General features: G+C 45.0%; 22 protein-coding genes. 8 read left to right on the top strand and 14 right to left on the bottom strand.

All coding sequences use genetic code 11. The features are described 5' to 3' along the window. Positions 1–462: 462 nt before the first annotated feature. On the bottom strand, positions 463–1,290 hold the full coding sequence (locus MICAI_RS10495; protein WP_008201416.1) for a DUF3598 family protein: 828 nt from the start codon (positions 1,288–1,290) through the stop codon (positions 463–465). 37 nt (positions 1,291–1,327) lie between these two features. On the opposite strand from MICAI_RS10495, the gene panD reads away from it, so the two are divergent. Both panD and MICAI_RS10485 read left to right on the top strand, forming a co-directional pair. Then, positions 1,328–1,747 (top strand): aspartate 1-decarboxylase, encoded by a 420-nt coding sequence (panD, locus tag MICAI_RS10490; RefSeq protein ID WP_008201414.1) that lies wholly within the window; start codon positions 1,328–1,330, stop codon positions 1,745–1,747. A gap of 73 nt (positions 1,748–1,820) precedes the next feature. Further along, positions 1,821–3,008, top strand: coding sequence for a TRC40/GET3/ArsA family transport-energizing ATPase (locus MICAI_RS10485; RefSeq protein ID WP_008201412.1), 1,188 nt, complete (start codon positions 1,821–1,823; stop codon positions 3,006–3,008). A gap of 349 nt (positions 3,009–3,357) precedes the next feature. On the opposite strand, the gene MICAI_RS10480 is transcribed toward MICAI_RS10485, so the two are convergent. Next, entirely contained in the window at positions 3,358–4,104 is a 747-nt protein-coding gene (locus tag MICAI_RS10480; RefSeq protein ID WP_008201410.1) for a cobalt-precorrin-6A reductase, read from the bottom strand. Between the two features lie 544 nt (positions 4,105–4,648). Between MICAI_RS10480 and MICAI_RS10475 the strand changes: the two genes are divergently transcribed. After that, positions 4,649–5,311, top strand: coding sequence for a choice-of-anchor R domain-containing protein (locus MICAI_RS10475; protein WP_157221747.1), 663 nt, complete (start codon positions 4,649–4,651; stop codon positions 5,309–5,311). 314 nt (positions 5,312–5,625) lie between these two features. Here the strand turns inward: MICAI_RS10475 and MICAI_RS27070 are convergent, their stop codons facing one another. Next, the gene (locus tag MICAI_RS27070) at positions 5,626–5,808 is read right to left on the bottom strand and encodes a hypothetical protein (RefSeq protein WP_039899977.1); all 183 of its coding nucleotides are present in this window, start codon (positions 5,806–5,808) and stop codon (positions 5,626–5,628) included. Between the two features lie 127 nt (positions 5,809–5,935). Between MICAI_RS27070 and MICAI_RS10465 the strand changes: the two genes are divergently transcribed. Continuing rightward, positions 5,936–7,384 carry a family 10 glycosylhydrolase gene (locus tag MICAI_RS10465; RefSeq protein ID WP_008201407.1) on the top strand — a complete coding sequence of 483 codons (1,449 nt, stop codon included), beginning with the start codon at positions 5,936–5,938 and terminating at the stop codon, positions 7,382–7,384. Between the two features lie 6 nt (positions 7,385–7,390). Here MICAI_RS10465 and MICAI_RS10460 read toward each other — a convergent pair whose 3' ends face one another. The 5 genes from MICAI_RS10460 to MICAI_RS10440 all read right to left on the bottom strand — a co-directional run bounded on the left by MICAI_RS10460 (position 7,391) and on the right by MICAI_RS10440 (position 13,898). Continuing rightward, complete coding sequence (locus MICAI_RS10460; RefSeq protein ID WP_008201405.1) at positions 7,391–9,613, bottom strand: GumC family protein; 2,223 nt, start codon at positions 9,611–9,613, stop codon at positions 7,391–7,393. Positions 9,614–9,730: 117 nt separating this feature from the next. After that, positions 9,731–10,945 (bottom strand): polysaccharide biosynthesis/export family protein, encoded by a 1,215-nt coding sequence (locus MICAI_RS10455; protein WP_039899979.1) that lies wholly within the window; start codon positions 10,943–10,945, stop codon positions 9,731–9,733. 131 nt (positions 10,946–11,076) lie between these two features. Then, a complete protein-coding gene (locus MICAI_RS10450; protein WP_008201402.1) occupies positions 11,077–11,823 on the bottom strand; it encodes a cyanoexosortase B system-associated protein in 747 nt (248 codons plus the stop codon). Then, positions 11,816–12,721: a cyanoexosortase B gene (crtB, locus tag MICAI_RS10445; RefSeq protein ID WP_008201400.1), complete on the bottom strand. Its 906-nt coding sequence runs from the start codon at positions 12,719–12,721 to the stop codon at positions 11,816–11,818. Before crtB ends, MICAI_RS10450 begins: the two co-directional genes overlap by 8 nt. A 37-nt stretch (positions 12,722–12,758) precedes the next feature. After that, entirely contained in the window at positions 12,759–13,898 is a 1,140-nt protein-coding gene (locus tag MICAI_RS10440) for a DegT/DnrJ/EryC1/StrS family aminotransferase (RefSeq protein WP_008201398.1), read from the bottom strand. 181 nt (positions 13,899–14,079) lie between these two features. Here MICAI_RS10440 and MICAI_RS10435 point away from each other — a divergent pair, with 181 nt between their 5' ends. Next, positions 14,080–14,694 (top strand): molybdenum cofactor guanylyltransferase, encoded by a 615-nt coding sequence (locus MICAI_RS10435; protein WP_039899978.1) that lies wholly within the window; start codon positions 14,080–14,082, stop codon positions 14,692–14,694. On the opposite strand, the gene MICAI_RS10430 is transcribed toward MICAI_RS10435, so the two are convergent. Then, positions 14,647–15,912: a J domain-containing protein gene (locus MICAI_RS10430; protein ID WP_008201394.1), complete on the bottom strand. Its 1,266-nt coding sequence runs from the start codon at positions 15,910–15,912 to the stop codon at positions 14,647–14,649. The genes MICAI_RS10435 and MICAI_RS10430 overlap by 48 nt on opposite strands. A 105-nt stretch (positions 15,913–16,017) precedes the next feature. Between MICAI_RS10430 and MICAI_RS10425 the strand changes: the two genes are divergently transcribed. Beyond that, positions 16,018–16,569 (top strand): transcriptional repressor, encoded by a 552-nt coding sequence (locus MICAI_RS10425; protein ID WP_002737956.1) that lies wholly within the window; start codon positions 16,018–16,020, stop codon positions 16,567–16,569. Positions 16,570–16,573: 4 nt separating this feature from the next. Here MICAI_RS10425 and MICAI_RS10420 read toward each other — a convergent pair whose 3' ends face one another. The 4 genes from MICAI_RS10420 to MICAI_RS10405 form a co-directional block, all read right to left on the bottom strand. After that, the gene (locus MICAI_RS10420) at positions 16,574–16,996 is read right to left on the bottom strand and encodes a SufE family protein (protein WP_008201386.1); all 423 of its coding nucleotides are present in this window, start codon (positions 16,994–16,996) and stop codon (positions 16,574–16,576) included. 198 nt (positions 16,997–17,194) lie between these two features. Beyond that, the gene (locus MICAI_RS10415) at positions 17,195–17,542 is read right to left on the bottom strand and encodes a type II toxin-antitoxin system PemK/MazF family toxin (protein ID WP_008201384.1); all 348 of its coding nucleotides are present in this window, start codon (positions 17,540–17,542) and stop codon (positions 17,195–17,197) included. A 3-nt stretch (positions 17,543–17,545) separates the two neighbouring features. Then, positions 17,546–17,761, bottom strand: coding sequence for a hypothetical protein (locus tag MICAI_RS10410; protein ID WP_002790182.1), 216 nt, complete (start codon positions 17,759–17,761; stop codon positions 17,546–17,548). Positions 17,762–17,868: 107 nt separating this feature from the next. Continuing rightward, positions 17,869–18,657: a PEP-CTERM sorting domain-containing protein gene (locus MICAI_RS10405; RefSeq protein ID WP_008201380.1), complete on the bottom strand. Its 789-nt coding sequence runs from the start codon at positions 18,655–18,657 to the stop codon at positions 17,869–17,871. Positions 18,658–18,856: 199 nt separating this feature from the next. Between MICAI_RS10405 and MICAI_RS10400 the strand changes: the two genes are divergently transcribed. Both MICAI_RS10400 and MICAI_RS10395 read left to right on the top strand, forming a co-directional pair. Further along, entirely contained in the window at positions 18,857–19,546 is a 690-nt protein-coding gene (locus tag MICAI_RS10400; protein WP_008201378.1) for a hypothetical protein, read from the top strand. Positions 19,547–19,569: 23 nt separating this feature from the next. Then, positions 19,570–20,403, top strand: coding sequence for a Uma2 family endonuclease (locus MICAI_RS10395; protein ID WP_008201376.1), 834 nt, complete (start codon positions 19,570–19,572; stop codon positions 20,401–20,403). Between the two features lie 28 nt (positions 20,404–20,431). Here MICAI_RS10395 and MICAI_RS10390 read toward each other — a convergent pair whose 3' ends face one another. Then, positions 20,432–20,659, bottom strand: coding sequence for a DNA-directed RNA polymerase subunit omega (locus tag MICAI_RS10390; RefSeq protein ID WP_002737694.1), 228 nt, complete (start codon positions 20,657–20,659; stop codon positions 20,432–20,434). Positions 20,660–21,052 lie beyond the last annotated feature (393 nt).

The raw sequence follows: 21,052 nt of genomic DNA, 5'->3' as shown, positions 1-21,052 counted from the left end.
TAAGGGTTTCAAGGCACAAGGACTAAAAATGCACAGAGTAACCCAATTCTTGGATTTTAGCAGCGGGCTGTAACTATTGCAATCTCGTTGACAAATAGGAATTTTTCTCAATTATTTTTTAAGAAAAGTAAAGATTAAGGAATGTAAATTTAAATCTTCTCAAGTATATTGGGATTTTGATAAATTTTGCTTATATAAAGCAGCCCTTAGCATTCAGCTTCTGAGAGCAGTTATCGGCTCTCCCAGGTTTGCTGGGTAAAATGTATGCTAGGATACAGTCTTGCGGACGAGTGAGTGGAACGAACCACAGAGACACAAAGGACACAAAGATCGAGCGCTACTATATAAGTTAAACTTATCACACAAAAAATCCAGTTATAATTCATCTTTAGGAGAAACCCGATATTTTTCAGTGTAATTAGTGAATTTTCTTTTTATTATCAATCTAGCTGGGGCTGACGGCTAATAGCTTTCTTTTTCCTCCGTCACCAGAGTAATACCTGTCCATTCTCCCTTATCATCATAAGAACGAATTAAGCGCTGTCTTTGAGTAGGAGAAAGTAACCAACCAGCCTCTAAAACAAAAGGATGACCGGCAGTAATTTTCAGAGGTGTATTACAGGAAGCACCATCCGGCAGTAGCAGAATTTGCACTGGCAGCGGACTATTTTCAAACAACAATCTTTGTCCCTCAATCCGAGCGCTAGAAGTAATTTGATTATCGCCAAAAGTCAAAGTTTGCGAGAGATAATTATCCCCCTGACGCTCGATCGATACATGGGTAGAATAGGCAGGAGAATTATAAAAATCGCGTCCCGTTGTCACCGCTTGTCCTCGCCATTGACCCAGTAATTGCTCCACCGTTAACATCGGTCTTTCTGGGGAGCTAGAATCGGTCAACTTTTCCCGAATTAAAGTCAAGCGATCGAACTCACAGCGCTCATTAAATAACTGTACGATTCTTAATCGTCTTTCCCCAGAGATTAACCCAAATTCTGCTCCGAATTGTGAGGAAAAACTACTAAAATATAGAGAACCCTGACAAAAAGCTCCCGTCTGGCTAAATAGAATACCCTGATGGAGAGAACTATACTCTAAAATCAAATCTTCTGGCGCTCGATCGCTGTAGAGACGGCGGACCAATTGACGAATCGAGCGATTATTATTAATGCCTTGCAAAGATACCAAAGTCGGGGTATCTTCGAGCAGATCGCCTTGGGGAGACAGACGGGTAAAAGAACCTTGCCATTGACCGAGATTTTTGAGTAAACATTCCCACTGGGAGAGCATAATAATTGAAGTAATTGGGGGAAATAGGACAAAATACATGGGAACAATTCGATTAATGCACGCCAAACTCCATCGAGTGCGCGTCAGCGAGGCTAACGTCGATTATGTCGGCAGTATCACTATCGATCAAGAATTGATCGAGCGGGTCGGTATTTTGCCCCTTGAAGAGGTGGATGTGGTCAATCTTAGCAATGGTAAGCGCTTTTCTACCTACGTTTTTCCCGGCCACACCGGGGAAATTTGCCCTAACGGTGGTGCAGCTCTGCTCTGTCAACCCGGAGATATTTTGATTATCTATGCCTACGAACAACGTCCGAGGCAAGAAGTTCTCGAAAAGGGTCATTTTGCCAAAGTTCTCGTCGCTGATGCCGAAAATCGCTGTCAGCAATTTTTTGAACAGAGCCTAATTCCCCGGGGTGATGGTCAGGGAGTGGAATTCTATAGCCAAGAATGCTGATTCTTGTCCTAAATTTGTTAACTTTCCCGTCATAATAAGAATAAGTAATGTAAATTTTCTTAAATCAGCCCCCATGCGTGTAATTCTCATGACCGGTAAAGGAGGCGTGGGTAAAACCTCCGTCGCCGCCGCTACAGGACTCCGCTGCGCCGAACTTGGCTATAAAACCCTAGTTCTCAGCACCGATCCCGCTCACTCTCTCGCTGACAGTTTCGATCTCGAATTAGGTCACGATCCTCGGTTGGTACGTCCCCATCTCTGGGGGGCAGAATTAGACGCACTAATGGAATTAGAAGGCAACTGGGGCGCGGTAAAACGTTATATCACCCAGGTATTGCAAGCTAGGGGTTTGGATGGAGTGCAAGCGGAAGAATTAGCGATTTTACCCGGAATGGATGAGATTTTCGGCTTAGTTCGCATGAAGCGCCACTACGATGAGGGTACTTATGATGTGTTGATTATCGATTCCGCACCCACGGGGACAGCTTTACGATTGCTGAGTTTGCCAGAAGTGGGCGGTTGGTACATGAGAAGATTTTACAAACCTTTACAGGGAATGTCGGTGGCATTGCGACCACTGGTGGAACCTTTATTTCGACCGATCGTCGGTTTTTCCCTACCGGACAAGGAGGTTATGGATGCTCCCTACGAGTTTTATGAGCAGATCGAGGCTTTAGAAAAGGTTTTGACCGATAATACTCAAACCTCGGTACGTTTGGTGACAAACCCCGAAAAAATGGTGATTAAGGAGTCTTTACGCGCCCATGCCTATCTAAGTCTCTATAATGTTTCCACCGATTTGATTATTGCTAATCGGATTATTCCCGACAAAGTAACCGATCCTTTCTTTGCTCGTTGGAAAGAAAATCAACAGGGTTATAAACAGGAAATTTACGATAATTTTCATCCTTTACCGGTTAAGGAAGTTCCTCTCTACTCCGAAGAAATGTGTGGTTTACCCGCTTTGGAAAGACTGAAAGAAACTCTTTTTGCTGGGGAAGATCCGACTAAGGTTTATTACCAAGAAAACACCATTCGGGTAGTTCAACAGGAAAATAAATACAGTCTGGAATTATATTTACCAGGTATACCCAAGGAACAAATACAGCTAAATAAAACTGGAGACGAGTTAAATATTCGCATCGGTAATCACCGTCGCAATTTAGTCTTACCCCAAGCTTTAGCAGCCCTGAAACCTTCTGGAGCAAAAATGGAAGATGATTACCTGAAAATCTCTTTTAGCAACGTGGTGAAAGTGTAATTTTCCTAGATTGGGTGGGAAGCTTTTCAGTGATCAGTGATCAGTAATCAGTAATCAGTGAACTGAAAAATAACATCTGATAACTGATAGCTGTTTCCCATCGACCGTCTCGACTGGGAAATTAATTTTGCACCACTACTTAGGGTTTGCGGCAAAAAGTAGGGGCGAAGCATTCGGATAGAAAATCTACGGTTTCAGCGATAGGTTATTGCCCGAATGCTTCGCCCTGACAGGACTTGAAAATCTGGCAGCTGCTTCGCCAAACAGGCCCACAAACCCCTTACCTCGTCTATATTTCACATTTATTCAGCCAACCTTACCGATGATTTTCCCAGAAAAATCAAGAGAGTCATATTTTTTCTAACCATGCCAGGACACTTTCAACATCTGCCACTTTTTCTCCTTCAGGTACGGGTGGACGTTGTACCATGACCACGGTTATTCCCAACTCTCTGGCGGCGATAATTTTGGCGTAGGTGGCATCACCGCCGCTATTTTTACTCACGATCGCCCCAATCTTATATTCTTGTAAAAGAGAGCGCTCTGACTGCAAAGAAAAAGGCCCCCGTTCCAACAATAATTTTCCAACCGGTACGATGGCATCTGCTTCTGGAGGGTCAATCATCCGCATCAAAAACCAGATATTTTTTAGATGTGCATAACTTGCCAGTTCTTGCCGACCAATAGTGAGAAATATCCGCGGCGCTAACCCGGGTAAAATATTCGCTGCCGCTTGATTGTTTTCTACTTCAATCCAATTATCTCCAGATACTTTTTCCCAAGCTGGACGACTTAAGATTAATCGAGGAATACCACAATCCGAGGCGGCTTGAGCGGCATTAAAGGAAATTTGCGCGGCAAAGGGATGGGTGGCATCAATTAAACAATCAATGCCTTCTTGGCGTAGATAATTGGCTAACCCGGTGGCACCACCAAACCCCCCCCGGCGAGAAGGAGTTGTGAGAGTAATCGGTTCTCTCGTGCGACCGGCAAAGGACGCGATGGCATCTATACCCGGAATTGCCGCAATTTTAGCCGCTAATGCCGCCGCTTCCCCCGTTCCCCCTAAAATCAGCACTCTTTTATTTTTAGTCATCCAGATAATTGCCAAAAGGTTAACTAATTTTCCATCTTCTCACCGGCTCTTTTGGGTGGGTAAAGGAAGGAACCACAAAGACACAAAGAACACAAAGAAAGATCGCTCCCATATAAGTAGCTGGTTATAATTAGGGCTTGCTGAATAAAGCTAAAAACCTTGTTGGATAAGACTTTTAGACCTTTTGTCAATCAAAAAGTACCGGATATGGGAGTGATCGGGGGGAAATTTAGGCACTTTTTCCCTGAAAATTAGGTAATTGACCGCCTGAAAATGGGTAAAACCCTACACCCCACACCCCACACCCCACACCCTGCCCCCACCAACAAACTTTTTGCCGCAAACCCTACTTATCATCTACCTATCTTAAAAACTTGACATTTCTACCTAAATTCTATATTCTGCGGACGAGGCCGTACAACCTAGCGAGTTAATCTGCGCTAAGTTACTACAAACCTTTTTTCCGAGCAGATGCTCAGAAGATAGACCATCAATCAAGACCAATTTCAACCTTCTTAACCTTAAATTGGAAAAATGACCAAAAATCAGCAAATTCTGGCAAAAATCGGGGGGGGGTAGCCTTGCTCTCCTTCTTTCCCTAGGTTTAGGACAACAAGCTTCTGCTGTCACCCTCGTTGAGAACTTATCTCAAGGAAATAATGGCGTAGGTGTTGCACGGCTTGCTAATTGGCAAGGAGCAAGCTTTACAACTGGCAGTAGCAGTTATAACCTTAATTCTGCTACTCTTTTGTTCGGAGAAAACACCGCCGATCCCAACTTGTTTCTTCGTATCTATAGCAACAGCAGTGGAGTCCCTGGCACTCAGCTAACCAGTTTTACTAACCCGGCTTCCATTACTACCACTCTCGCCAATAACACCTTTACCCTGGCTACTCCGTACACATTAGCCGCTAATACCACTTACTGGTTAGTCAGTGGTATTTCAAGTGGTACTGGGTCTTATCGTTGGGGGTATACCTCATCTCCCGCTCAAACAGGACTCCCTGGCTGGACGATTGGTAATGGTTACGTTCAGAGTACCAATCAAGGGGGAAGTTGGAGTTCTTTTCCTACTTCTGGCCCTTACCAATTTAGCCTTGAGGGGACTACTCCTCCTCCCACTAGCGTCCCTGAACCGGGTTCCGTGGTTGCCTTGTTAGGATTGGGAGGATTAGGGTTAGCTTCTAGCCTGAAGAAACGGAAATAGGAACAGTAGGGTGGGGGCGACTCGATTCTCTTGTCTCGTGCCAAGGTTCCACCTGGCAATAGGAAAAGTCAGCGTCTCCCTCCCTTCCCTGATAGGTTATAGCATTTTTCTTTATTCGTGGCAGACATCCTACTCCCCTCTCCCACCCCCGACCCCCCCGATGTCGGCGGGGCAGGGGGGTGAGGGCAATTAAGGGACTTGCGCTTTGATAATGTACCTTTTGGGCGAACGCAGTTCGCCCCTACATTGTGGACAAAATCCGTTACTGTAGGGGCGCAAGGAACTTGCGCCCTCCGATAGATCAGGTTTGCTGATCACCCTAAGTAGGGTCTGCTGAATAAATCTAAAAACCTTGTTGGATAAGACTTTTGGACTTTTTTCCCCTCAAAAAGTGTCAGCCATTGCGGGGATCGGGGGGAAAATTCCTGGACTTTTTCCCTGAAAATTAGGTAGTTGACCACCTGAAAATCGATAAAACCCCACACCCCACACCCCACACCCTGCCCCCAGGAAAAGCTTTTTGCCGCAAACCCTACTTAAGACTTTTGCTATAGTTCTAGAAGAGGGCTAAAAAAATAGCAAACTAAGGAAATTTCTCCTTTGCTAGTTTTGCCGTGAACAACTATGTTAAAAAAAGTCAATTATCTGCGATCGCTATCCTGTTTTCTCGCTATAATCCTCTGGAGTAGTACCCTAGGGATTAACCCTAGCCTCGCGGTCAATGATAATTGTCAACTGTCCGAATCGGAAATCAAACAACAAGAAAATCTGCGTCAAACTTCCCACCAAGAATATGACATTTTATTGCAGAAATATGCTGCACAATTGCGCTTTTGTCGTTCCCGACACTGGTTACAGGAACAGGCAATCTGGTTACGTCTCTACTCCTGTGATACCCGCCCCGGATCGATAGAAAGTATTCTCGATCGCATCGTGGCCAAAGGTTATAATATAGTTTATCTGGAAGTTTTCGCCGATGGTCAAGTCCTATTACCTCCTAACAATAATCCCACGGTTTGGGACAGCGTGATTAAAAATCCCAGTGCCGGAAATGTGGATTTATTAGCACAGGTGATCGAACAGGGACATAAACGCGGTTTAAAGGTTTATGCTTGGTTATTTAGCCTCAATTTTGGCTATGCTTATAGCTTAAAACCCGAGCGACAGGAGGTGTTAGCACGCAATGGTAAAGGACAGGATAGCACCTCTTTTGTCGATGATCAATCCCAAACTTTTGTCGATCCCTACAGCAATCAAGCGCGACAGGATTATTTAATTCTCCTAGAAGCGATTTTACAACGTCGTCCCGATGGAGTTTTATTTGATTATATTCGCTATCCGAGAGGAACTGGAGTCGATTCCGTGGCTGATAATGTCCAAGATTTATGGATTTTTAGTCCGGCATCCCGACAAGCTTTAATTAATCGAGCCTTGAATAATAAGGGCAAATTTTTAATTGATCGCTATCTGACTCGTGGTCAAATTTCCCCTGATGATATCGTCGAAGCAGATCGCCTTTATCCCCAAGAAACTGACCCTCTTTGGCAGGGTAGAATCCCCTTAGAAGAGGAGATGAAACAATCAGTTAAAAGTCGTTTTGATCGCCTCAAATTAGAACTTTGGTTCCTAGCGGTTGCCCATGCTGCCCAGGGTGTCATTGATTATATTAGTTATTTTTCTGCCCTAGTAGAACGTCAGGGAATTCCCGCCGGGGCAGTGTTTTTTCCTGATGGAAATCGTCTTGTGGGTAATCAAGGTTTTGATTCCCGTTTACAAGCTTGGGATAGTTTTCCCGCTTCCCTAGAATGGCATCCCATGTCCTACGCTAATTGTAACGATACCACCTGTGTGGTTAATCAGATCAAAAGAGTAGTGGCAAGCAGGGGAAATCAAACTGCTGTTATCCCAGCTTTAGCGGGTTTATGGGGACAACCCTATAACAATCGTCCCTCCTTAGAAGTGCAAATGGAAGCGATTCGCATAGCCTTTCCCAGCATAGATAGTATCAGTCATTTTGCTTTTTCTTGGCAAGAACCACAATTCGATCGAGCCAGAAGATTTTGTCAAAAGTAACCGCATTTACACCTCCACTTTTACTTCCTCTGTCTCTGTTTGTTCCTGTAGTGGGGTAACTATCAAAGGCGGCAGTTCCGGTTCGGCGGTGTTGAGAGTTGGTGTAATATCGACGTAGTTAATCACCGCCCCTAAAATTTTCACTTCCGCTTCTGTTAACTGGTCAGTTGCTTCACTCAAGAGACTAGAACGAGTTATCGCCTGGCGAGTTACTAGAATAATCCCGTCCGCTAGTTCTTCTAAGAGAAGGGCATCATTACAGCTAGACAGAGAAGGAGTATCGACAATCACCAGATCGAAACGGCCGCGAGAATCCTTGAGAATTAATTGTAATTCGCTCGATTCAATGATAGCTGCCGCTTGTTTTTGCGGACCGGGACTAGGCAAAATCGAAAGGTTTTCAATATTTGGGGCCAGCCGGATCGATTTACTTTTTGCCCCGTAGTAAAGTAGGGGTTCTCGGAAAGAATTGGGATCGGGAGTGACCCCGATTTTTTCAGCGTTGGAAAGACTTCTCAGATCTCCTTCGACTAACAGAGTCCGTCGGCCTGCTAAAGCGGCCGCGATGGCCAGATTATAGGCAGTGGCGGTTTTCCCCTCTCCGCCGGTAATACTGGTGACAATAACTACTTTCACCGTTTCGCCGCCGCCCACAAGTCGCAGGGTACTGCGTAAACGTTCGTAGTAGGGGAGATAATTGACATTAGCATCGGCGAGAATCGGATCGATTTCATCGCCCTCTAAATTGCGGACAATGGGCAACTGTCCCAAGAGGAGGATATCCCGGCTAACCAAAGCTTCCCGCAATTCTTGGGGACTGTGCAGGCGATCATCGATCACTGCTAACAGAAGGATCGTACCCAATCCAGCTAAAGTTCCCAAACCAGCCCCCGCTAAGAGAATCAAGAGACGATTTTTGCGATTAAACACCTGTTCGATCGCTTGAGCCACCGGTGGTTGGGCGACGGTGAGACTACCCACGGTTTCCGCTTCTGCGGCCTGAGCATCCACCAGAGCATTGAGGATATTCTCGTAGATACCCCGTTGAAAGGCGACGGCTTGGGTTAAACGAGCTTGCTGTAGCTGTTTATCGGGGAATTTCTCGTATTGGGAGCGTAATTGCTGTTCCTGAGTCACTAAGGATTCTAATTGTTTCATTAAACCCTCGCGCTGGGTTTGCAGGGTAACTAATTGAGCCGCTAGTTGTTGACGGGTGGCATCGAGATTACTTTGCTGACGGATGCGACTGCTGGGAAGAGCGGTAAGAACGCCATCTTTTCCGATTACCTCGGCGGCTCTTTTTTGTAGGAGAGATTCGTTAACTTGCTGTTGTTTGCGTAATTTAACTACGGTGGGATGTTCGGGACGTAAATCCTTCTCTAGTCGCTCCAATTGGGCTTCCGTGTCCAATATCTGGGCTCGGATACTGGCAATAATCGGGTCGGCACTAAGGGCAGAGGAGGTGTAAGCTTGATCGGGGGTTAAATCGAGTTGTTTACTCAGACTATTAATCTGTCCTTGAATGCCTTGCAGTTCTAGACGAATTTCTCGCTGTTGCTGTTGACTACCGGTGATAGCGGTGAATAAACTCCCATCTTGAATCGCCAATAAATCTGAACCCTGGGTGCTAATGTAGCGATAAAACTTTTCTTCGGCTCTGGTTAAATCTTTTTGGACTTCGTTAAGTCGGACACTGAGCGCCTCTATGCGGGCCCGTAACTGGGAAGTATTCAGCCAGCGACTGTATTCCACCATTTCCTTCATCAAGGTTTCCAGAATTAACTCTGCCTTGGACTGGGAGTCGGACGTTAACTCTAAAAGTATCTCTTGGGGTTGGTCGGTTGCTCCAGCCCGATTGCTATTGTTGTTTTGTTCCTCTCCTTCACCGGGGAAGGTGATTTTTAAATCTTGATCGCGAATTTTAACGATCTGTTCTTGATTAAATTGTAATTTTTTGGCCGCATTGACTAATACCCGGGGAGACAGCAGTAAATCGCGATCGATAGCCCGCCCTTGTTCTTGCAGTTGGGTTCCTGTAGTGGTAAAAGCTGGCGGCGGCACCCGGTAGGCCAATTGTCCCAGCGCCCGATAAAAGGTGGGGGGTTTCTCAGGATCGGGTAGGAGAGCAAAGATCACAGAACCGCCTAAACAGACCAGGAAGACGAATATTCCTACAAATTTGTTCTGATCTAGCGAGATGAGAAATCGTTTAATAATTGGTACAGCCATAACTTTTTAATCTATTCCCAGATTCTTTACATTCTAACGGTCAAGAGTTATTCTCGGCCTTGAAATCCTAGCTTATGAAGTTGTGTTAAGGAGTGAAGGGAGCCGGTTGCTCGTCAATTATCGGGAGCCATCGAATTGATTGCTCAGGTTGAGAATCGTATTGGTAAAACTGGAAATATCCCGGATAGGTTGGGTAATAATATTAAAAGCGGCGAAAATTTCCCCTAAGAGGGTGCGGGTGACGATAATTACGTCCTGATCTTCTAAGGGAACATTTTGGGATATATCTCCCCTAACTGCCGCTATCGGACTCAACGTTTGACTAACAATTCCCCCTTTGGCACTGTCAAAACGGAGCAGGGACACTTCATTGACATTAATCCGCAGGCGATCAGAAACCGGTAAACTCGCCACCACATCGAGGAAGGTACTGCCATTAGGAATCGAAACATTTCTTAGGGCAATTCCCGAAGGAATTGAGGGAGCTAAAACCCTGACGGTGATATTCTGCTGGGTGAGGGTGGTTTTAGCCACTAGGGTGCGATTATATTCCGTTTCTTGGCCCGCTTCTAACTTGGAAACAATCACCGCATCGCCCCCTTGCAGAGGCAGATCTGGCAAGCGGGCCCCTTTAATCAAGGGAGTATAAAGGTCAAGTTTCTCCTCTAATACTGTACCATCGACTAAAACCCGACGGACAAGGATCGAACGCAGATCAGCCCTGGGGGTGCCACCCCCCGCCGCCAAAAGTACCTGCGCTAGGGGAGTATTAGGAGCAACACTATAAAACCCCGGTCGCTGTACCTCTCCTAGAATGGTTAACTGGACGGGACGGGCAGTGGTTAAAACCGCAATCACTTCTGGTTCCTCCCGCAAGTATTTTCGCCCCAATTCCAGGCGGATTTTAGTTTGCACTTCGTCTAAAGTCAAGCCCAGCACGGGAATACGCCCTAAAATCGGTACCAGAAAATTACCATCGGGATCCACAGGACCTGCAGAATTAAATTCGGGAAAATCGGGAACCGAGACGCTGATTTGATCGCCGATATCGAGTCGATAGGCCTGAATTGGTCGGGATTGGGGATTATTGGGAGAGTAAACCGGTGGACTGTAGCCGCTAGGGGGAATCGTGTTTTCGGGAAAGGTGGGATTAGGGGGTTGGGGCGGCAAAAATTCCAACCCGGCCCCCGGTTGAGTCTGGGGTATGGACAAAGGACCCTGGGCCTTGAGGCTCTCGGAGTGAATTATCCACAAGAACCCTGTCAGACCCAACCCTGATAGGGCCATGGCCCCGGTTCTGAATAAACTAACTGGCAAAAACTTGTCGAGCATCGGTGGAATCATAGAGACATATCAATTTATTTTCTGGGAGTTATCTAGTGGGAGAGGAACAAAGAAGCTATCAAGGGCTAGAAAAGTGCCTTGAGCTAGCTTCTTGGAAGAGATGGTTGGCAGCGGCCAAATTACTTTTCTTTTGTGGACTGAGGGACAGAAGTTAATTGACTTAAGACATTTTGTTCTAAGTTACTTTGTACTTCCCTAGCGAGATTGAGAGCAAAGGGAGTGAGAGTTTGCAGTTCTTTGGTCGGGTCTAAGGGAATCAGTAAGGAAACGGCTATCCAGGGTACTCTTTGTCTTTTCAATTGCGCCCATTGGTCAAGCCAATACCAAACAGAGGGATCGTAATGACCACCACCTAGCCAAGCATACCACTGCACCACGGCAAAGGTGTTTTGTGTCCAAGCCCGATAGAATCTAGCCGTGGCCTTTCCTCCCGACCTGGTGGGAATTAATAGCTCGGTTGTTTCCCCCTGATTCCAACGACTAATCGAACTGATATCCGACCATTCTAATCCGGGTTGATTTTTATAGTAGATCTGTGGCTTTAAAAGCAGGGTGATCCTCTTGCCCTCAGAACTTTCCAGCACTTGTACCGACCATTTTCCCTCACCGATTTCCCCTTGGCTCTGGTTGATGGTTTTCAGGTCAGACAACTCGATTCCCGATTTTTGTAAGGCCTGCATTTTCTGAATATTACCGATTCTCGGTTGCTCCACCCAAGACCAATGGCCAGAAATTAAATTGGGCAAGATACCCCCTAAAATCAAAATCACCAGCAGGCACAACAGGAGTAGATAATTACCCGGTAGCTTTTTTTTGATTTTATCTAACACTAAAGTTACCTCGGCTGGAATTTTTTGACTAATCACCCTTGTTACCTTCCTCTTGAGCTAGGGACTGTTTCCTGACCGCCTCGCGATACTGCATAATTTGGAAGACGAAAAGGACGAGTAATAACATAAAGACGGAGTATAAATCACCCCCCCAGCCATCGTGGAGTAACACAAAGTTTTCCTTTTGCCCCGTGCCGTTAAACCAGGCTAAAAGCGAGTTACGAACGATATTGGCCCCGACACTAATTGCAAAGGCACTGAGGAGCATAAAGCGCGTTTTACGACCGTTTTCGATGGTATCTGTCCAATGGAGCAGCAGCAGCGTGACGTAAAGACTGGTAAATAACATTTTCAGCCCCGCACAGTAGGGGGCGACCTCCACCATCCTACCTTCTACCGCTACATGGATACCGTCAACGGAGACATCTAAGCCCGCTTGCTGGAGAATAAAACCAGCGCAAGCGGCAATAAAAATCTGTAGGGGTAGGGTATAGGGAGTGATCAGGTAGGGGATAGGATTAGGAGTCGCTAAAGCTGTTAAAAGTAGAGGAAATCCCTGTAATTTAAAACCTTCCCTTCCTTTTAACCAGAGACAGATGCCCGCTAACATAATCGGGAAAGACATACTAACCCAAACAGAGGAACTGAGGAGATAAAAAATCGCTCCTAGGGTTAACAAAAACGCTCCGAGGGGATGGGAGCGATCTTCGAGGCGCTGCCATTTTTTACGATTCTGCCAGACAATATAGGCTGCGTAGGGAAGGCCGATCAAGCCGTGGCTAAAGTATTCATGTTCGACGCTGATCGATTTATTCAGCCAACCATCGTACCAATGAAAGATCACCGGACCATAGATAACCGCCAAGAAACCGATAATCAGCCAAGATAGCCGATTTTTGTGGGAGACGGGAGATAGGGAAGGACTAATACCCATAGGAAGGAGCGATTTAGTGACAAATTCTGAATTTATGTTAGCCGATCATCGAAGTAATCTGTTCAACTACGATTGCAATTTGCTTCTGGCTGATGCCGGGGTACATGGGGAGAGATAAAATTTCTTCACAGAGAATCTCTGCCTTAGGAAAGTCTCCCTGTTGATAACCCAGGTAGCGATAAGCTGGTTGCAGATGACAAGGAATCGGATAATGAATGCCGGTTTGAATACCGACGGCAGTTAATTGTTCTTGTAGTTGTTGGCGATCAACGGGACAATGGGGGAGAATGCGAATAACGTAGAGATGATAGACATGACCGGTTTCGGTTTCGTCTCTTATGGGTAAAATGCCTTTATCGGCTAAAGGAGCCAAAAGCTGGTTGTATTGTCTTGCCGCTCGCTGACGGGCCTGATTCCAGCTGTCCAGATGGGGTAATTTAACGTTTAAAATGGCGGCTTGTATGCTATCTAAACGGCTATTAGTGCCGATATCGGTGTGGAAATACTTGCTCGGTGCGCCATAATTTCTTAAACTGCGGGCTTTTTGGCTAATTTCAGGATCATTGCTCACTAACATTCCGCCATTGCCAAAAGCACCTAAATTTTTACTGGGATAAAAACTAAACCCCGCCGCCACACCGACGCTGCCGGCGCGATAACCTTCTCTACTGGCTAAATGGGCCTGGGCCGCATCTTCAAAGATAATCAGATTATGGCTGCGGGCAAAATCCTGTAATTGTTGGGGTGATACCATCTGTCCGTACAGGTGTACGGGAAGAATGGCGCGGGTATTGGCAGTAATTCTTTGGGCAGCCGCCGCGAGGTCAATTAAGGCCGTATCGAGGAGACAATCAACTAAAACCGGTTTAGCTCCCGCTTGAATAACAGCCATGAGGGTGGCGACAAAGGTATTAGCGGGGACTAGCACTTCATCCCCGGCACCGATGCCGTAAGCTTGTAGAGCCAGGGCAAGAGCGGCAGTGCCAGAAGCTACTCCCACAGCATACTCGACTCCGCAAGCTTGGGCGAAGGCGGTTTCAAATTCGGCTAAAGCTTGGCCTAAAACAAAATCTCCTCGGTCGATAACTGTTTGGATGGCCTCGGCAATTTTTGCCTGTAGGGGCTGATTTTGCCAAGTCAAATCCACAAAGGGAACTTTGATTAAATTGGAATTCATCTAGTGCTTGTTTATGGATATCTTATAAATGTCAACAGACTAGCATAGATTGGAGCAAGTTGGCTAGATTAGTAGGCTCTCTTGTCCTTTATCTGATAGATAGATGGTCTTCACTGATCGAGTCTGTCTTTTTCTTTGTGTTCTTTGTGCCTCTGTGGTTTATCCTTTAGAACTGGTTATTATGAGTGATTTTCCCGCTTTAACGGCGTTAATTCTGGCCGGTGGCGAAAGTTCCCGCATGGGACGAGATAAAGCTTTGTTATCCTTTCAGGGTCTCTCTTTTCTGGAAAATATCTGTTTAGTTGCCCAAGATTGTGCCGTACAGGTATCTGTGATCACGCCTTGGCCGGAACGTTACCAGCTGATCATTCCCCAGTACTGCCGAATAATCAAGGAACCTCTCCCTACTAGGGGGCCGTTATTAGCCTTTGCCTTGGGATTAACTTTTGTGTCAACCGATTGGGTTTTATTGCTCCCCTGCGATTTACCTTTACTAAGGTCTTCAATTATTCAAGCATGGTCAAGATTATTAGCCACTGTACCGGAAAATGCCATCGCTTTGGTTCCCCGCTGCGGCAATCGTTGGGAGCCTCTCTGTGCTTTTTATCATCGTCGTTGTTTAGCATCTTTGCAGACTTATATTAAGCAGGGGGGAACTTCTTTTCAAAAGTGGTTAAATGCCGCTGTGGTGGAGGAATTAATCATCGATAATTCTGAGATTTTATTTAACTGTAATACTCCGGAAGATTTAGAGATAATAATAAACTACCCAGATATTAACCGTAAGAAAACTTAGCACAAAAGGGAGTAAAAGTAAAGAGATCTGCGAAGAAATATTGGATAAATGGCGATAACTATAGTAGAGTATTCCAGTTAGATAACCGCCCGTTATACCGATAATTGCGCCAATAATATCACCATTTATGGATAAATAGGAAGTGAGCCAAATGACGAAGGAAAAGGGCAAAATTATTAAGCCACCTAAAAATATATCGCCAGTAAAACCACCATATTTATTACTTAATTTTCTGCCCAAACAACTAGATAAAGTCAGAATAATAAAAGGAAATACTGCCCAGCCTAGTAACAGTAAAAACTCAGATTTAACTGTCCAGTTTTGCCAAGTCAAAGCGATAAAAAAACTGCTGATTATTGCCGCCAATACCCCTGTAGCTAAAGCCTGATTACGGTTGAGCTTTAAAAAAGCCTCTGCCAGACCTGTCTTGGGTTTGAGCAAAGATGAGCAAGAGATTTTCAGCAAATTAACAACAATAAAAAGAGTTTTTGACCACTTGATTGATTGCCGTTGTCGATAACTTTTATGAGCATCTCTTAATTTATTTTCAATGGCATGATAGCGGCGAAAATTTCCCTGTTGCTTAAATTTTTTTGCCGCTATTTGAAAATCCTTTCGTGCTGCTGGCAGTTCCGAGAGTTCCTCTAGAGCTAATCCTCTTTGATAATAGAATTGGGGATTATTTGGGTCAATAGCGATTGCTTTGCCATAAGCTTCTAGGGAAGATTGGGTGTAACCGAGTCGTTGACGGGATAAACCGAGGTAATAGTAAGCTTGGGAACAATCGGGTTTTAACTGCAAAACTTGCCGACAATCGCTTAAAACTTGCCGATCCTGCTGATTATGGTAGTAAACTTCCGCCCGCTGCAGATAGGCCTGCCAAAATTGCGGATTAATTGCGATCGCTTGCTGGTAAAATGCGATCGCAAGTTGATAATTTTTCTCTTGAGCGTAGCGCCATCCCTGTTGATAAAAATCCTCGGCACTGCGGTTAAAAGTGGGTATTTCTGGGGATAAACTGCGGTCATACTCTTTTCTTTTCTCTTTATCGCTCAAAACCCGATAAGCTTGTTCAATTTCCCGAAATTTTGTCACTGCCTCTGGATCATTGGGATTATAATCGGGGTGATATTGCCGGGCCAGACGACGAAAAGCGGCTTTTATCTGATTATTGCTGGCATTACGGGGAATTTGGAGGATTTCATAGTAATTTTTCATACTTGAACGCGGGGGGAATTTTCAACTACTTAAAACTGTTGCCAATGGCTCGCCGAAACGACTATCATTGTCAATTAAATAGCTTTTATTGAGAGTTGATCGCTTATGTCTGCCTACACTGCTTCCTCCCTGAAAGCGGAACTCAACGCGCGGGGGTGGCGCTTAACTCCCCAGCGAGAGAAAATTCTGCACGTTTTCCAGAATTTACCGAAAGGCAATCATCTCAGTGCTGAGGAATTGCAGGAATTACTGGACAAACGGGGGGAGGGAATTAGTTTATCGACAATTTACCGCAGTGTTAAACTGATGTCGCGGATGGGAATTTTGCGGGAGTTAGAATTGGCCGAGGGTCATAAACACTACGAACTCAATCAACCCTATCCCCACCACCATCATCATTTGGTCTGTATTCAGTGTAATAAAACCATCGAATTTAACAATGATTCCATTCTCAAACACAGTCTCAAACAGTGTGAGAAAGAGGGTTTTCAGTTAATTGACTGTCAGTTAACGGTGATGGCCATCTGTCCGGAAGCTTTGCGGATGGGTTGGCCGTCGGGAATACCGAGTAATTGGGGTTGCACCCGTTCGCTGGTGGATACTCGTTTCCAAAACTGCGAGATTCCCGAATCAAAGGAACCGGAACCAGAAAACTAGACATCTAAGCGGACATTCCCAACTGAAAACCGAGAGCCTTTTTCTGCATTAATTGGAAAATATTATAAAATCCGTTGGAGCGGGAAGGGGTAAGGCTGACTTTTAAACCGGTTTCTTCGATAAAATCCGGGGTGACTTGCAGGATTTCCGAGGGAGTCAGTCCATTTAACCCCTCGATTAACAAAGCCACTAAACCCTTGACTAATTGCGCGTCGGAATCCCCTTTGTACCAAACCTGGCCATTTTCGAGGTCGGCAGTGATATAAACTTGGGATACACAGCCATGAACTTTATTAGCGGGTATTTTGGCAGATTCTGGTATTGGTTCTAGTTTTTTAGCAAAAGCTAGTAATTGTTCGTATTTTTGCTTAGGATCGGTACGACGTTTGAGGCGTTCGACGATGCGATCGAGATTAGACGGGAGCATATTGCGAGTTAAAATAAGAAAAAATTAGCCAATAGCTTTTTTATATTAGCATTCTCGCGGAAGTTGCGCGCTGTGGTTATCGCTGCCAGGACTACCTTGGTCAGAGCGCCTCGAGGCTATCTGCTAGAATTGGCATCAATGAAATACCACGCTTGCAGGAGCTATGGATAAACGCCGTACCAAAAATATAAAATCTCCTTACAATCCTAGGCAATATCGGACTGCCGTTTCAATTTCTTGCATTTTTTCTTCGGATAGTTTCCCAACTGGTGCCGAGGGGAAGCGATTTTTATCAATTGAACGAATTTGAAAACCAAGAAAGACTGTTTCTAAAGGAAGCCCACTTTCATCAGTCGAAACGCGAACATTAGTCGGATAATCTTGGCGAATATTTTCTCCTTTCGTCCCCACCACTACCATCACCACTAAGGGTAACTGATTGATCACATCAATAGATGATACTAAAACTGGTCTAGTTCCTGCTTGCTCTTTTCCTTGAATCGGGTTAAGATTAACGAAATAAATTTCACCTCTTGCGATAGTCATTTTCTACAAACCGTCCATTTCAGAGACCATAAACTCCTGATTAATGGTAGCGATTTCTCCTAAAATATCCTGATCATCTGCCATTATTTGCAATTGCTCTTCATCAATTAATTGAGTTTCTATTGTCAATTTTACTTTAGTATTCGGCTTAAGATTAAAGGTTTCAGTAGGATAAAAAGCTTCTCCATTGAAAATAGCAGTAATTTTTTGATTCATCATTTCTGTACCAACATAAATCAAGCTTCTCTTACTTGATGATACCAAATAAAGTATCGAAAACCTCCGCTTCGAGAGAGGAAACCCTCGCCTCCTCTCCCTTGTAGGTATTACTTCCGCGCTTTGCGGACGGTACCCCCTAGCATTAATCCGCCCAAGGTGATAAAACCGAGAAGGCTAGAAGGTTCTGGAGTGGTCGCGGTCGGGGTGGGAACCGTCAGCACCGAAGAGATTCCGTACAAAGGGCGGAATGCTACCGGACCGTTAAACCCTGGACCAAAATCGCTCCCATAACGAATCCAAGTTACGTTCGTTCCATAGCTCGATCCGATAGTTACTGGTACCGACCCAAGTGGACCTAAATTAGGTTCCGACCAAGCAACTCCCGAAGATAAAGTCCCCGTCCACACATCACCGAATAAATAATGACCAGATTGCGACATCGAAATACCACCATCATGACAAATGATGCCAGCCGCCGGTATATGGGGACAGATATCGCCATCCCACAGGTCGGAGTTACCGAAGGCGATCAGTTTGCCATCTAGACCATAGATAGGGACACTCGTGTCAACTGTATTGGTTGAGGTATTGTTGATCGCATTCACACTAGCTGTCGAACCGATCACCTTCCAAGTAATACTAGCAGGGTCGATTCCTACATTCGTAAAAGCGTCATTTAATATTGTTGAGGTGTGCGCCTCATTGTCAACAAAGGTATTGTAGGTATTTATGTCAGTGCTTGTTGCTTGAATCGTGCCATCCGTAACAAATACCAAGCGATACTGATTACCAGGACTAAGACCAGAAGGAATCAGTTGAAAAGCTTCTGCAATGCCAGAGATGCCCAGATTCGCAAAGGCAACCCCAGATAAAATGCCCATAATCGTTAGTTTCATCTAAAATCAAGCTCTTTGAGCGTTGTAAGGATTATGCAAGTTTTGGAACCAAGTAAATTCCAGAAAAACAGTACCCCCCCGCACATTTGTCAAGTCTTTTAAATAATTCTTAATATTTCTTTCCGTTTTGCTCTCTGGCTCTCGTCCGGCTTTTCGACAGAATCGCTAAAATGATCAGGGGTGTTTTAGAGGCAAGTCTATGAGTGAACCAGTAACTCTTGAGGATATTTACCAGCTATTCCGCGCTTCCGCCGAGGAATATGATCGCCGGGCTGCCCAATCCAAGGCGGAATATGATCGCCGGGCTGCCCAATCCAAGGCAGAATACGATCGCCGGGTTGCCGAATCCAAGGCGGAATATGATCGCCATAGAGTCGAAATAGAGAACCTCCTGGCGGAATCTAAACTAGAAAGCGATCGCTCGATGGCCGAACTGAAACGGACGGTTGAACGAACCAGCAAAGCGGTAGATAGTCTCACCACTCGCTGGGGTCGATTTGTGGAAGAATTGGTAGAACCGGCGGTTTTAAGGCTTTTTCAGGAAAAAGGCATTGATATTAAAGAAGTTTATCCCCGCGCTAGAGTCAAGCGTCAGGGCATCGCCATGGAAATTGATATTCTAGCGGTAGATGATACCGATCTCGTGGTGGTGGAATGTAAATCTAGATTATCTAAAGATGATGTGGATGAATTTATCGAAAAATTGAGCCGCTTTAAAATCGCTTTTACCCATTATCAAAACTATCAAGCTTACGGTGCGGTGGCGGGAATTGAAATCAACGAGGGGATCGATCGATACGCATATAAAAAAGGTCTATTTGTGATTAAACCCTCCGGGGATACAGTGGCCATTATTAATGATGCCGACTTTCAACCGAATACTTGGTAATTTCCCTAGTCAAAACAATCGCTATGGTTAACCTTTCCTACAATAAAAATCGCCTTCTTCCCAGTGCCGAAGAATTACCCTGTTCTGACGAAACAGCCGTGGATAACCAGTTACAGAACGATATTCCCAATCTATTACTCAGTTTACTAGCATTTATTTGGGCGGAGCGGGATGATTGGTATTTTGGTGTCGATATGGGAGTTTATTACAATCCCGACGAACCGGCAATCATACCGGATGGATTTTTAGCCATTGGAGTCAAACACGATACCGGCGAAAGGGGAAGATTAAGCTATGTTCTCTGGGAAGAAGCTTATATTATGCCGATATTGGCCCTAGAAGTGATTTCTGAGAAATATAATGGGGAATATGAGGGAAAGTTAGCGGATTATCAAACCCTAGGAATTCTCTATTACGTCATTTATAATCCCTTAAGCGGTAGAAGGGGAAGGTTTAAAAATAGAGAGAGATTAGCGGTTTATAAGCTGATAGCGGGGAAATACGAGCTTTTAGAGCCTGAAAATAATCGGGTATGGTTGCCAGAAATCGGCTTAGCCTTGGGATATGAACAGGGAGAACATATCGCTTGGGTTCGAGAATGGCTGTATTGGTACGATCGATCGGGAAATCGCTATTTAACCGCCGAGGAAAGGGCGAGGGCAGCAGCGGCAATCGCCGAGCAAGCAAGTTTGATCGCCCAACAAGAACGTTTGAATGCCCAGCAAGAACGTTTAGCCAAAGAGGAAGCAGAAGCGATCGCCGAGCAAGAACGTTTAGCCAAAGAGGAAGCGGAACAAAAAGCCCAACGACTAGCGGAAAGACTAAGAGCGCTGGGGATCAACCCCGATGAAATGTAAGGGTGGGTTCCCCGGCAATTTTAGGGGATTAATCGCGTAATAATTCCGGTTCGGTTAATTCGTCGGTCATTTCCATCAGGGCCCGTTGGACGGGTTTAATCATCGGGTCATCGATATTTTCTACGGTATCGTAGCGGACGCGTTTGGCCCGTCTAGCCACTTGCACGACGATGGAGTAACGATTGCTGGCCACATTCATCAGTTTATCGGTGAGATAAATCATCTCGGAGGAGTCAAATTTAAACCGTTTGGACATAGTTATATTTAGCCTTATCTGGTGAATTTGGCACTTGTCACTGATTTTAGTGATAAGTTTTATTACTCATTCCACCTTACCATATTTTGTCAACCTGAAGTATAGGGTGATCTTTGATCTTGATCGAATTTTGTCAACTACTTTTTACAAAACTTAAATCAATTTTATACAAGTTTAAAAATATACAAATAAAGAGATAATTTTTGAAATAAATAAACCCAAAAAAGGTATCTCAACCATGGCTTTTAACCTCAACGGTTTCAACTTTAACCAGTCGATTATCGATTCCCAGGGACGTGCGGTCGCAACGCGCTCGCTACGCGAGACCGCAACTTGGGCGGATGTGATCAACTGCGCTAACATTGGTTTTGAAGTAATGCACGAACGCAACGC

It is taken from the genome of Microcystis sp. T1-4 (assembly GCF_000297435.1).
Taxonomy (GTDB): Bacteria; Cyanobacteriota; Cyanobacteriia; order Cyanobacteriales; family Microcystaceae; genus Microcystis.
This window is presented reverse-complemented; position numbering and strand designations above follow the sequence as displayed.